Genomic DNA, 12,996 nt, shown 5'->3' on the forward strand with positions numbered 1-12,996 from the left:
AAAAGGGAACTTTCTCCTGTGACTGCAAAAAATTCAACAACAAAAAACCGCCGCCCATCTGACCTGATGTGGCGGCGGCTTCATTACTAGGAAATAGCTTTTGAACCATTTACATTATGATGGACGACAGACAGCATTCTTTCCTGCAGTCTCCAGACGACCCTCTTCAATGAGTCGGTAAGCACGTTGAACTTCTTCATCTGTAGGAGATGGAACTCCCTCCAACGGATACTCCTTACCGAGCATTTCCCACTTGTAAACACCCATTTGATGGTAAGGTAATATTTCGAATTTCTCGACTCCGTTCAACGTTCCGATAAACCGTCCCAAATTCAATAAATCTTGCTCGTCATCATGAATACCCGGTACAAATACGTGTCTAATCCACATTTTGCGCCCTTGCTCAGACAACCAGCGAGCGGTACTTAGCATACGGTCATTAGACTTGCCTGTAAGCTTAATATGTTTGTCATTGTCAATATGCTTAATATCCAGTAGCACCAAGTCTGTTACGTCCAGCAGTTCATGGATACGGCCCGCGTCATTAAAGCCGTTACTGTCCAATGTCGTGTGCAAATTCCACCGACGTTTCACTTCTTTGAACAGCTCTGCGACAAAATGAGCTTGCAGCGTCGGTTCTCCACCGGATACGGTCAATCCGCCTCCTGAAGAACGGTAATAGGTTAAATACGGCTCAATCTCAGCCAATACCTCCTCCAACGTCATCGGATTACCTTCATTCAAGGCCCAAGTGTCCGGGTTATGGCAATATTGACATTTCAACAAGCATCCTTGCATAAAGAGCACGAAGCGGATGCCGGGACCATCGACGGTCCCGAAGGTTTCCAATGAGTGTATGTGACCTTTCAACATGTTGCATCATCCTTCCCGCATCCGCTATGCGTGCGTCATTGTAATACTTATTTACATTGTACCGTGGAAAGTACGGTTAATAACATCCAATTGTTGTTCACGAGTCAGCTTGATAAAGTTAACGGCATAGCCGGAAACACGAATCGTCAGCTGTGGATAGTTTTCTGGGTGTTCCATTGCATCCAACAGTTGTTCGCGAGCAAACACATTGACATTCAGATGATGTGCGTGGCTTCCAAAGTAGCCATCCATCATCGAAACAAGGTTTGTTTTGCGTGTTTCTTCTTCTTTACCCAGTGCTTTAGGCACGATGGAGAAGGTGTTCGAGATACCATCCAGACTGTGTTCATAAGGCAATTTGGCTACGGAACTCAGAGATGCCAAAGCACCTTTTTTATCACGGCCGTGCATTGGGTTTGCCCCTGGTGCAAACGGTTCGCCTGCTTTACGTCCATCCGGTGTTGTACCTGTTTTCTTACCGTAAACCACGTTGGAAGTAATAGTCAGTACAGATTGAGTAGGAACCGCATTACGATAAGCTTTATGCTTGCGAATCATGCTCATGAAGCTTTCTACCAGTTCCACAGCGATGTTATCTACACGGTCATCGTTGTTACCGTAGCAAGGGTATTCGCCTTCGATTTCAAAGTCAACAGCAATCCCTTTTTCGTTACGGATTGGTTTAACTTTTGCAAATTTAATGGCACTCAAGGAGTCGGTAGCAACTGACAGACCCGCAATACCACAAGCCATGGTGCGGAGAATATCACGATCATGCAACGCCATTTCAATGCGTTCGTAGCTATATTTATCATGCATGTAGTGAATAACATTCAAAGTGTTCATGTACAGTTTTGCCAACCATTCCATCATAGGTTTGAAGCGGCTCAACACTTCTTCATATTCCAGAACTTCACCTGTAATGGCTGGGAATTCAGGCCCTACTTGGACGCCAGATTTTTCATCTTTACCACCGTTAATTGCATACAGCAGAGCTTTAGCCAAGTTGGCACGAGCACCAAAGAATTGCATTTGTTTACCAATTTTCATTGCCGATACACAACAAGCAATACCATAATCGTCTCCATAAATCGGACGCATCAGATCGTCATTCTCGTACTGAATGGAGCTAGTTTCAATAGAAACTTTCGCACAATATTTTTTGAAGCCTTCAGGCAATTTTTCTGACCACAGTACAGTCAGATTCGGCTCCGGTGCAGGTCCCAGATTGTAGAGGGTGTGCAGGAAACGGAAGCTGTTTTTAGTTACCCGAGTTTCTCCAGTTACGGACATACCACCAATGGACTCAGTAACCCATGTTGGATCTCCACTGAACAGTTCATTATAGTCAGGTGTGCGCAAGAACTTAACAATACGCAATTTCATAACAAAATGATCGACCAGTTCTTGAGCTTGTTCTTCTGTCATTGTACCCTCTTCCATATCACGTTGAGAGTAAATATCAAGGAAGGAAGATACACGTCCTAAGGACATTGCTGCACCATTTTGTTCTTTGATTGCTGCAAGATATCCAAAATATACCCATTGGAAAGCTTCTTTCGCATTGTTAGCAGGTTTTGAAATATCAAAACCGTGCTCAGCAGCCATTTGTTTCAGTTCATTCAAAGCACGAATTTGTTCGGAAATTTCCTCACGCAGACGAATTACGTCTTCTTCCATGGAATCAACTTCAAGGCTTTTCAATTGCAGCTTTTTATCTTGGATCAAGAAGTCTGCACCATACAAAGCTACACGACGATAGTCACCGATAATACGACCACGACCGTATGCATCTGGCAGACCAGTAATGATACCAGCTTTACGAGCTGCTCTCATTTCATCTGTATAAGCGTCAAATACACCTTGGTTGTGAGTTTTACGAATATGAGTGAAGATATCAATGATACTTTCTGGTACTTCAAAACCATAGGCTTTGCAAGCGTCGATCATCATCCGAATTCCACCAAACGGCTGCAAAGAGCGTTTGAATGGAGCATCTGTTTGTACACCGACAATTTGCTCTTTATCCCGGTCCAGATAACCCGGCTTATGTGAAATAATAGTGGATGGCGTATTCACGTCTACATCAAGCACGCCGCCGTTTGCCAACTCTTTTTTGGTAAGATCGGATACAATATCCCACAATGCAGTTGTGTTGGCGGTAGGACCAACCAAAAATTCTTCATTGCCAACATAAGGTAAGATATTGGTTTCAATAAAATCGTTGACGTTGACTTCTTTAGTCCATTTGCCTTTTTTAAAACCTCTCCAGCCAGATTGTTGCTCTTGTAATTCTCTCTCAATCACCGACATGTAAATCCCTCCAAATTGTTTGGTCTTCCGGACTTGTGATTTTTTTCACGATAAAGCTATTTCTTGAGCCCGGCCTGTTCACCGATGCCTTACGCTCAGTGTCGGGACCTTTCTTACACCCTTATTGTAGAATAATGATAGAGTGTAGTATGTGATAAAAATCACAATATGAGTGATTTTTATCACTTTATTTTCCCTAGCTTCGCGCCTATCCTTAGCCTTGCCGTTCACCTCCCTTCCCAAACCAACAGGCCCTCTATATAGAGAGCCTGCATCGGTATTGAACGAGAAAATGCTTTTTCACAAGCCTCTTCTTACCTATTATATTATTGGTCAAAACGTCCGTAGAAGGCATTGCGATAGACATCAGCCAACTCCGTAACCAGTGGCAACTTCGGATTCGCAGTTGTACATTGATCTTCAAATGCGCGGTCAGCCAGATAGTCTACACGTGATTCGAAATCCTTCGCATCGAAACCGATTTGTTGGAACGATTCCTCGATACCGAGTGTTTTGTTCATCTTACGGATCGCTTCGATTAAGCTGTTAACCCCTTCTTCAGTGGTGCGTGCAGGCAGTCCCAGTATGCGCGCGATTTCTGCATAACGTTCATCCGCAACAAAGTGCGAATATTTAGGGAACGAAGCAAATTTTGTCGGTTTTTTCGCATTATAGCGAATGACGTGCGGCAGCAAAATGGCATTCGTGCGGCCATGCGCTGTATGGTATTGTCCACCCCATTTATGTGCAAGACTGTGGTTAATACCCAAGAATGCATTAGCAAACGCCATACCAGCAAGTGTGGAAGCATTATGCATTTTTTCACGAGCCAGCTTATCACCGATCAGAGCCGATTGTTCTAGGTATTGGAATACCAATTGAATGGCTTTAATTGCCAGACCATCTGTGTAGTCATTAGCCATTACGGACACGTAAGCCTCGATAGCATGTGTCAGAACGTCCATACCTGTGTCCGCTACAGCTGTTTTAGGCAGCGAATATACAAACACTGGGTCAATAATTGCCACATCAGGAGTCAACTCATAGTCAGCCAGCGGGTACTTCGTGTTGCCCAGGTTTTTGTCCGTAATTACTGCGAAAGATGTAACTTCGGAACCTGTACCCGAGGTTGTAGGGATCGCTACAAATTGTGCTTTTTGGCCCAGACGTGGGTACTTGTAAATCCGTTTACGGATATCCATGAATTTTTGTTTTAAGTTATTGAAATCAGTATCTGGATATTCATAGAACATCCACATGCCTTTAGCCGCATCCATTGGTGAACCGCCGCCCAGTGCGATGATGCAATCCGGTTGGAAACGTCTCATCATTTCTGTACCACGTTCTACCGTAACTGTCGATGGATCTGGCTCTACTTCAGAGAACACTTCGATAGCTACCGGTGTTTGGCGTTGATGCAGATAATGAATAACACGATCCACATATCCCAGTTTTACCATCATAGGGTCCGTGATAATGGCTACACGTGTGATATCAGGCATTTTAGCAAGATACTGTGTCGAATTTTTTTCAAAATAGATTTTGGAAGGTACTTTGAACCATTGCATATTCACCGTCCGTTTCGCCACCCTTTTCACATTAATCAAATTGACTGCCGATACGTTCGACGAAGTCGAGTTACGACCGTACGAACCGCAACCGAGTGTCAACGAAGGAAGGTTGGTGTTGTAAATGTCGCCAATCGCACCATGTGTGGAAGGTGCATTTACAATGATACGTCCTGTTTGCAGACGGTTTGCGAAGCGAGCGATAACGTCCTCATCGTTCGAATGAATAGCGGACGAGTGGCCCATGCCCCCGAATTCCACGACTTCAGCAGCGCGTTGAATACCTTGTTCCGCATTTTTTACTTTATAGCAAGCCAATACAGGACTCAATTTTTCCGCAGACAATGGGAATTTTGTTCCTACCCCTTCAATCTCAGCGACCAAAATTTTAGTTCCTGCTGGTACTGTGATACCACTCATTTCAGCAATTTTCACAGCAGACTGCCCTACGATAGCTGGGTTCACTGCACATTTCTCGACATTCATAGCTCCTTGAGTGAGCTTAGCTGCTTCTTCTTTATTTACAAAATAGCAGCCGTTAGCGATCATCAATTTTTTCACTTGTTCGAAGATTGGCTCTTCGATAATAACCGCTTGCTCGGAAGCACAAATCATACCGTTGTCAAAAGATTTAGAGAGGATGAGATCGTTCACGGCCTGCTTGATGTCTGCTGTTTTTTCAATAAAGCAAGGCACGTTACCTGGGCCTACACCCAGAGCAGGTTTACCGCAGCTATATGCCGCCTTAACCATGCCTGATCCACCAGTTGCCAGAATCAGAGCCACATCCGGGTGATTCATGAGTGAATTTGTCTTATCCATCGATGGAGCTTCAATCCATTGAATACAATCAGCTGGAGCACCATGTTTGACGGCTGCTTCGAGCAAGACGCGGGCTGCTTCCGCACTACACGATTGAGCAGATGGATGGAAACCGAAAATGATTGGGTTACGTGTTTTAATGGCAATCAACGCTTTGAACATCGTAGTCGAAGTTGGGTTTGTCACTGGAGTGATCCCCATGATAATGCCGACTGGCTCTGCTATCTTTTGAAAACTGTCAAAATCATTGTCCTCAATGACACCGACGGTTTTTTCATTTTTGATACTATGATAGACATATTCTGTTGCAAACATGTTTTTGGTGATTTTGTCCTCGTACACACCGCGTCCTGTTTCTTCAACAGCCAACTTCGCCAGGTACATGTGTTTATCCATCCCTGCGAGTGCCATAGCTTGTACGATTTCGTCAATCTGTTCCTGATTCATACTCATGAAAGCTTGCTGTGCCCGGTTCCCCCGGTCAATCAGCGTTTGAATATACTGCTCTGCGCTTTGCTCTTTTTGGATAACCTCGTTTTTAACAGCCATTTCCCTCATCCTCCTGTTATCTCGTGTACTATCTCTTGTTCACGCACTGATCGTAACACAGCTTTTCAAGATATATTGTGATTTTTTTCACAATCTATTTAAAATTTTATTTTATGAAGTGAATTAAATCACAAAGTTTGGAATTCTGCCACTTTTACCCCCTCTTCTTGCCCCAAAAACGCATTGCGCAGGTATATAATGAATTTGAATTGATCAAGTTGCAGATAAAAAACATAGGATACAAAGGGGAAATGGACGATGAGAAACCCTACAAATGTAATGGAAGCCCGCGGCAACACCTGTTGCTTCTCGGAGGCCAGCTTCAACCGGTTGCAAGTGATGATGAAAGATCGAGTTATGCCAGAAAGCTCGCATCTGTTCTGGGAAGGAGATACAGCGGATAAGCTGTTTTATATTAAACGCGGACGCGTGAAAGTAACCAAAACAACGGATGAGGGTAAGGAACTTATTCTATATATGTATCAAAGCGGCGATCTTGTTGGTCAAGCCGATCCATTTTTCGGTACTAAGCATTCTTTTTCTGCTGAGGTTCTGGAAGACAGTGATATTGGCGTAATCGATCATACAGATCTGGAGTTGCTTATTTGCCAGCATTGTGATTTTGCGATTGACTTTATGAAATGGATGGGTTCGCATCATCGCATTACTCAAACTAAGTTCCGCGATTTGATGATGTACGGCAAGCCCGGCGCTTTATGTTCAACACTCATCCGTCTATGTAATACCTATGGTGAGCCTCACGGCGAACATATCCTGATTCATAAGAAAATTACTCATACTGACTTATCAAATATGATCGGTGCGACCCGGGAAAGCGTAAACCGGATGCTTAGTGATCTACGTAAGAAAAATGCAGTTGAATATGATAATGGCATGATTGTTGTCAAGGATTTGGAAATGCTGCAAGGCGTATGTCATTGTGAATTGTGCCCTCGTGAGATTTGCCGGATATAATAAATCGTTTTTTATGTAAAAGGGAGTGTTATAAGCCATTATAGCTTATAACACTCCCTGATTTATTTCCACTCCCCTACTTATACAGAAGCAGTTGCGAAGCATTTTAACACTAGTCCTTCTTCTGGCAACACACTTTTTAAAACTGTAAGCATAGATAACTTAAATTCCCCATCTCATAGCTTCTATGGATGACCTTGGCTTTGTTTGCAGGATTGCCACTCCCCATTGCAATAAACAAGGGTACGAAGTGCTCTGCTCTTGGTACGGCCTGGCGAGCATACGGTGCTTCGCTTTCATAGTGATCCAAAGCCTCTATATCTCTACTTTGCACTTTTTCAATAATCCAATCATCAAAATCTATAGCCCAAGGTTCTGTTTTCGTTTCCCCCCATTTGACGATACGCAGATTATGAACAGTCACTCCACTGCCAATGACCAGAATATCTTGTTCTCCCAGTCCACGCAGCACTTCACCAATGGCATATTGTGCTTTGGGCGAAAGATATGGATTTACTGAGATCTGAACTACCGGAATGTCTGCCTCAGGATACATACGATGCAACAATGTCCATGATCCATGATCCAGTCCCCTCACCCGGTCAGTTTGTACGTCAATGCCCTTTTGTTCATATAATTTTTCCAGCTTATTGGCCAGTTCCACAGAACCATGTGCTGGATATTTCACCGTGTACAGTTCTGGTGGGAAACCGCCAAAATCATAAATAGTATCGTACACGTCATCCATCGAACTGATCGTCAACGTCTGCGCTTCCCAATGAGCAGTAAAGATAACAACCGCTTTAGGGCGAATGCTTTTCCCCAGTTGCTCTAAAAATGAAGTATAGTCCGTCTGTTCAATAGCAAGCATCGGTGAGCCGTGGGCCAAAAATAAAGATGGCATCATATAAAGATCCCCTTATCATCAATAGTTTATTTTATTCATCAAGTAACTTTATGTAAGTAATAATACATAAGTAACAAAGTAATGTCAACACGGATTTCAACATACACTTAAAGATCAGAGATTCCATAAATAAAGATTGATATAGGTATAAGGTCATAGTAATATATAACTAATAAATTTAAAATTTCATTATATTTCGATACAAAGGACTGGTTTCTATGGAGATACATACTTCTAATTGCCCAAAATGTGGTTCCGTTTTTCGTCAAAACCTTAGAAACCTGTGTAGTTCTTGTATTCAGGAAGAAAATATATTCTTGGACCGCTGTTCTAATTATCTATGGAAGCATCCTTCTACTCATACTCGCCAGCTCAGTGACGTAACCGGCACACCTATAGAATTGCTCACAGATTGGGTAAGAGCAGGCAAGTTTCCCTCCACATACAGTCAGCTTGATTATCCTTGTGAATCCTGCCGTTCCCCCATTTATGCAGGAAGACTATGCCATTCATGCTTGGGTACATTCCGTTCGGCCGCGCTGGATATTCAAACCCGTGTGCCCCGCCGTGCAACAGCAGGATTATTCTCAGTTGCAGGGCGCGTCAAAGGCTATTAAGCCGTGCTGCCTATGCACATCATTTCTGTAAAATGGATAAGTAGTCCTATACACAAAATAAAAAAACAGCCTTTTTCCTAGGAAAAGGCTGTTTTGCTATGAGAAACGCTTATTTAGTTTGGTGCTCATCTAATCCATTCCTCAGCCCAAAATTGAATCTGTTCCATAACCGGCTGAAGTGCACGGCCTTTGGTTGTTAGCTCGTATTCAATGCGGACAGGAGTTTCCGGATATACATGACGTGTAAGAATTCCTTCATTTTCCAAATCTTTCATCCGCTCTGATAACATTTTGTCACTCATTGTGGGAATCAGATTGGAAATATCCTTAAACCGCTTAGGACCGCTCATCATGGATTGAATAATTAATCCATTCCAACGCTTACCCAAACATGAAAAGGCGGTTTCAAAACGCGGACACATTTTTGTACATTGCGGTTGACTCTCCAAATTTTTCACCTTCTTTTGCATTTCGGTTTGATAAAGCTTTCCTTTTGTTAGTATATATCATTTTAGCATACTTTATCCCGAAAGAAAACACTTTCTTCTTAAATTAAATACCTGCGCTGATAAAGTTGCCATGACCAAAACTGATTATACAACAAACCAACACAGCAGGTATATGTCTAAATCGTTAAATACAAAAAGGCGGAATCCCAAGAGGTTCCGCCTATCAATCTGTTCATTATACAGCTCATCAAAATGTGATGATTGTCATTATACCAACACTCCACCGAGAGGTCTTACAGGTTCACTTCTACCATATATTGGTTTGTTAATACTTGTCGGAGAAGTCCAACGAATGCTGTTGGCGATAACTTTCAAAATATCAGGCTGGTAATAAGTCGGATAGGTCTCATGACCTGGGCGGAAATAGAATATCTTACCGCTACCTCGGCGGAAAGTACATCCAGTTCTAAATACTTCGCCGCCTTCAAAGTTACTAACAAATACCAATTCATCCGGCGCTGGAATATCAAAGAACTCGCCATACATCTCTTCCTGCTTCAACAAAATTTTGGCGTCTATGCCTTCTGCAATAGGATGTGACGGATTCACCGACCAAATAATCTCCTGTTCACCTGCCACCCTCCATTTCAGATCACAGCTAGTGCCCATTAGGGCTTTGAATGGTTTTGAAAAATGGCCCGAGTGCAGCACGATCAAGCCCATTCCTTCCTGCACTCGCTTTACAACACGCGCCGTAACTTCATCGCTCACCTGATCGTGGGCTTTATGCCCCCACCACAGCAGCACATCTGTGGAATTCAGGATCTCTTCTCCCAAACCATGCTCGGCATCATCACGAAGAGTAGCTGTTCGAATGGCAAATCCCTCTCCTGCCAGGCCGTCAGCCAACGCTTTGTGTATCCCGTCAGGATATATCTGTTTGGCTTCATCATTCAACTTTTCGTTCAAAAATTCATTCCAAATGGTGACGTTAATCATCAACGTTTCCCCCTATTAGGTTAGACCCACCACATCTCGCTCAGCGGTTCTTCAATCAATACCTGGCGAAGATTGTGGACAGCCTTAGTAAAGCCTTCCTCCACGGACATCAGACCATCTTCATGCTCAATACTCACTACATAATCGTATCCCACCAGACGCAGAGCACTGATAATATCTGCCCAGGTTTTTACATCATGTCCATAACCAACAGTACGGAACTGCCAAGCGCGATCTAGCATTTTCGTATATTCCTGCATATCGGTAAGTCCATATTTATTTACATTGACCGGATCAATCGTCGTATCCTTGGCATGAAAATGGTGAATGGCTCCCTCTCGGCCCAAAATTTGAACCGCCTGCACTGGGTCAATTCCCTGCCACCACATATGGCTCGGATCCAGATTAGCACCAATGACCTCTCCCGCAGCTTCACGCAAACGAAGCAAGGTCGCTGGTGTATGAACGGAGAAGCCTCCGTGTAGCTCCAGCCCAATTTTAACATGATGATCTGCTGCAAATTTTCCCGTCTCAGTCCAGTAAGGAATAATTTTATTCTCCCATTGCCACTTCAACACTTCCTGAAAATCATTAGGCCACGGAGCCACAGGCCAATTTGGATATTTCGCATCCTCATGATCACCCGGACAGCCAGAGAAAGTGTTCACAACTGGAACTTCCAGCTTTTCTGCCAATCGAACGGTTTTAAGAAACGTTTCATGATCAGCTTGGGCCAAATGCTTTTGCGGATGAAGAGGATTGCCGTGACAGCTAAGCGCACTAATCGTTAGTCCGCGGGACTCTACTGCCTTTTTAAAATTTTTGAGCGCTGTATCATTCTCCAGCAACTCATCCGGCTTACAATGCTTATCTCCTGGGTTGCCGCCTGTTCCGATTTCTACAGCATCCAATCCTTGAGAAGCCACATAATCCAGTGCCTCCTCCAGCGAACGTCCGCCAAACAACACCATAAATACTCCAAGTTTCAAAAGAAATCCCTCCCTGTATCATATGTGAAAAAAGCTGCTTTCATTATAATGATGGTCTATTCGGGATAATTACGGGCTTAGTCAAAATAGACAGCTTTCCCGGTACGGGCCGATTCATAGATAGCTTCCAAAATTTCAGTAACAACCAGTGCCTGTTCCGGCTTCACAAGAGGTTCTTTGTCGTCCAGAATAGATTCGATCCACAGACGGGCTTCGCGGTCTGCTTCATTTTCCGTTTCTCCAGAGTAAAAGGCAACACCGCCTGCATCCAGATCTATTTTCGTATCAAACAAGCGGCTGTTCTTTTCCCCGTTAATGCGCAATCCATCCTGCATATCGGCTCCGCCTTCGGTTCCGCATAACAGCGTCTTCGCTTCGCCAAACTCTACAACGTTCAATGCCCAGCTGGATTCCAGTACAATCGTAGCTCCATTTTGCATCGTAATAAAACCAAAAGCTGAGTCCTCTACCTTAAATTCCTCAGGATTCCAAGGCCCAAAGGCATTTGCCGCATCTTTACGATCCCCTAGCTTATGGAAGGTTGAACCTAGTACACTTTTAGGCTTGTAATTATCCATCAGCCAGAGTGTCAGGTCGAGTGCATGCGTGCCAATATCAATAAGAGGACCACCGCCCTGCTTCTCTTCATCCAAGAATACTCCCCAAGTCGGAACCGCGCGACGGCGTAGAGCAATGGCTTTGCCCAGATAAATGTCTCCAAGCTCTCCTTGCTCAACCAATTGTTTCAGATACAAACTGTCATCACGATAACGGTTTTGATACGCAATAGACAGCTTCTTACCTGTGCGGTTGGCTGCATCGAGCATCTCCCGTGCTTGCTCAGCAGTTTTAGCCATCGGCTTTTCACACAGCACATGCTTACCTGCCTCAAGCGCCGCTACGGTAATTTCTGAGTGCGAGTCATTGGGTGTACACACATGTACGACTTCAATGTCTTTATTTTCTAGCAACTGGCGGTAATCACTATAAACTTGCGACCCTTCAACTCCAAACTTTTCTGCTGCTTCTTCAGCGCGCTCCTGAATGATGTCACAGAATGCAACGATTTCTGCACGCTTCTGCTTGGCAAGACTCGGCAAGTGTTTGCCGTTGGCAATGCCTCCACAACCAATAATCCCGATTTTAAGTGTTTTAGACATGAATATTTCCTCCCTGAGCTGCGTATTGTTGGAGCCATTTAATGCTGGTTTCAATGCTTTCGATTGGAGGGTTTGAGCAGAAATCCTGTTCCACGACGACCCAATCCACACCTGCCTGAATAGCGGCGTCTGTAATGGCCTGAAGCTGCACTTCGCCTTTGCCAAGCTCTACAGTCACTGCTTTTTGTTGCTCGTCACGTGCCATATCCTTTAAGTGAATGATAGGCAGGCGTCCATTATAACGTCCGATGTATTCCACTGGATCATAGCCCCCATAGTATACCCAACAAGTATCCATTTCGACCTGTAACAAATCATCGGAAACCGCATCATATAAAGCATCGAATACCGGGCGATCATTGATTTTTTCTGTCAATTCAAAATCATGATTATGATAAGCCAGTATCAAACCCTGTTCTTTCACTTTTTCACCAATACAATTCAAATTAGCAAAAATTTCATCCCACTGTCGCTGTTCTTCGGTTAAATAAGGAACGATTAGGTACTTATTGCCCAATTCTTTGTGGTATGCAATCTCCTCATCCAAATGATCCAACAAACGAGAATATTGTATATGAGTTCCGACAACTTCCAGATTTAGCTCATCCAAAAGCGCTCTGACATCCTTGGCATTGCGTCCGAAAAAGGTATGAAATTCTACCCCTTTATAGCCAAGCTCAGCTACCTTGCGCAATGTACCTTCAAAATCCTGTTCAAGCTCTTCCCTTACTGTGTACAATTGCAATCCTACTTTAGCCATTACCCTTCACCTCTT

General features: G+C 43.8%; 11 protein-coding genes. 2 read left to right on the top strand and 9 right to left on the bottom strand.

Going from position 1 to position 12,996, the window contains the following annotated elements; all coding sequences use genetic code 11:
- Window positions 1-114: 114 nt before the first annotated feature.
- The 3 genes from pflA to adhE all read right to left on the bottom strand — a co-directional run bounded on the left by pflA (window position 115) and on the right by adhE (window position 6,125).
- Window positions 115-873, bottom strand: coding sequence for a pyruvate formate-lyase-activating protein (gene pflA / locus KAI36_RS16045; RefSeq protein WP_220025398.1), 759 nt, complete (start codon window positions 871-873; stop codon window positions 115-117).
- Window positions 874-924: 51 nt separating this feature from the next.
- Window positions 925-3,186 (bottom strand): formate C-acetyltransferase, encoded by a 2,262-nt coding sequence (gene pflB, locus KAI36_RS16050; protein WP_025722256.1) that lies wholly within the window; start codon window positions 3,184-3,186, stop codon window positions 925-927.
- A 326-nt stretch (window positions 3,187-3,512) separates the two neighbouring features.
- Complete coding sequence (gene adhE, locus KAI36_RS16055) at window positions 3,513-6,125, bottom strand: bifunctional acetaldehyde-CoA/alcohol dehydrogenase (protein WP_023989274.1); 2,613 nt, start codon at window positions 6,123-6,125, stop codon at window positions 3,513-3,515.
- A 258-nt stretch (window positions 6,126-6,383) separates the two neighbouring features.
- Between adhE and KAI36_RS16060 the strand changes: the two genes are divergently transcribed.
- Complete coding sequence (locus KAI36_RS16060) at window positions 6,384-7,100, top strand: Crp/Fnr family transcriptional regulator (RefSeq protein WP_013310849.1); 717 nt, start codon at window positions 6,384-6,386, stop codon at window positions 7,098-7,100.
- A 139-nt stretch (window positions 7,101-7,239) separates the two neighbouring features.
- Here KAI36_RS16060 and KAI36_RS16065 read toward each other — a convergent pair whose 3' ends face one another.
- Entirely contained in the window at window positions 7,240-8,007 is a 768-nt protein-coding gene (locus KAI36_RS16065; RefSeq protein WP_071641517.1) for a DODA-type extradiol aromatic ring-opening family dioxygenase, read from the bottom strand.
- A 317-nt stretch (window positions 8,008-8,324) separates the two neighbouring features.
- On the opposite strand from KAI36_RS16065, the gene KAI36_RS16070 reads away from it, so the two are divergent.
- A complete protein-coding gene (locus KAI36_RS16070) occupies window positions 8,325-8,624 on the top strand; it encodes a hypothetical protein (RefSeq protein ID WP_226887755.1) in 300 nt (99 codons plus the stop codon).
- 125 nt (window positions 8,625-8,749) lie between these two features.
- On the opposite strand, the gene KAI36_RS16075 is transcribed toward KAI36_RS16070, so the two are convergent.
- The 5 genes from KAI36_RS16075 to KAI36_RS16095 form a co-directional block, all read right to left on the bottom strand.
- Window positions 8,750-9,094 (bottom strand): winged helix-turn-helix transcriptional regulator, encoded by a 345-nt coding sequence (locus KAI36_RS16075; RefSeq protein WP_034095058.1) that lies wholly within the window; start codon window positions 9,092-9,094, stop codon window positions 8,750-8,752.
- A 246-nt stretch (window positions 9,095-9,340) separates the two neighbouring features.
- A complete protein-coding gene (locus KAI36_RS16080; RefSeq protein WP_013310853.1) occupies window positions 9,341-10,072 on the bottom strand; it encodes a ThuA domain-containing protein in 732 nt (243 codons plus the stop codon).
- A 20-nt stretch (window positions 10,073-10,092) separates the two neighbouring features.
- On the bottom strand, window positions 10,093-11,061 hold the full coding sequence (locus KAI36_RS16085) for a sugar phosphate isomerase/epimerase family protein (protein ID WP_013310854.1): 969 nt from the start codon (window positions 11,059-11,061) through the stop codon (window positions 10,093-10,095).
- A gap of 77 nt (window positions 11,062-11,138) precedes the next feature.
- Window positions 11,139-12,221: a Gfo/Idh/MocA family protein gene (locus KAI36_RS16090; protein WP_013310855.1), complete on the bottom strand. Its 1,083-nt coding sequence runs from the start codon at window positions 12,219-12,221 to the stop codon at window positions 11,139-11,141.
- Complete coding sequence (locus KAI36_RS16095; protein ID WP_220025399.1) at window positions 12,214-12,981, bottom strand: sugar phosphate isomerase/epimerase family protein; 768 nt, start codon at window positions 12,979-12,981, stop codon at window positions 12,214-12,216. The genes KAI36_RS16090 and KAI36_RS16095 overlap by 8 nt, the downstream gene beginning before the upstream one ends.
- Window positions 12,982-12,996 lie beyond the last annotated feature (15 nt).

It is taken from the genome of Paenibacillus sp. S02 (assembly GCF_019454065.1).
Classification (GTDB): Bacteria; Bacillota; Bacilli; order Paenibacillales; family Paenibacillaceae; genus Paenibacillus; species Paenibacillus polymyxa_B.